Genomic DNA, 507 nt, shown 5'->3' with positions numbered 1-507 from the left:
ATCTCATCAGGCGTCAATGTCTACCGGAAAAAACATTCGTCGACATAGGTGCCAATATCGGCAATCACTGCATTTTCCTCTCAAAATTTTGTAATCCATCCGAGGTGATCGCGTTCGAGCCCAATCCAGCTGCGATAGCCATACTTAGGATAAACATGTCACTCAACGGATGTTCGAAAGTCAATTTGGACCATCTTGGTTTGGCGCTGTCGTCAAAATCTGGGACAATGCGCGTACATTATCCATCAATCGGAAATATTGGTGGCGCTCAAATGTTGCCGGACGACCTTGGGGACGTGAAATGCATTCCCGGCGACGATCTTCTGTATCAGAAGCCGATTGGATTCATTAAAATTGACGTCGAAGGTGCTGAATTTGAAGTCCTCAAGGGATTGAAGAATACAATCGAGCTCCGGCGGCCAAATCTGCTGGTCGAGGTTTGGCCTCAGGCTCGCAAGGAGCTCGAGGCCTGGTGCAGCGCTTTTCACTATATGATCCAGGAATCCC

1 protein-coding gene is annotated in these 507 nt (G+C 48.3%); it reads left to right on the top strand.

Annotation, left to right across the window (positions count from 1 at the left end; genetic code table 11):
• Window positions 1-5: 5 nt before the first annotated feature.
• On the top strand, window positions 6-507 hold a 502-nt coding region (locus tag AC1D0I_RS32970), incomplete at its 3' end, for an FkbM family methyltransferase (RefSeq protein ID WP_477400244.1).

The organism is Mesorhizobium sp. P2_D1, assembly GCF_056404455.1.
The sequence above is the reverse complement of the archived record's forward strand: the minus strand, read 5'-3'. Positions and strand labels throughout refer to the sequence as shown.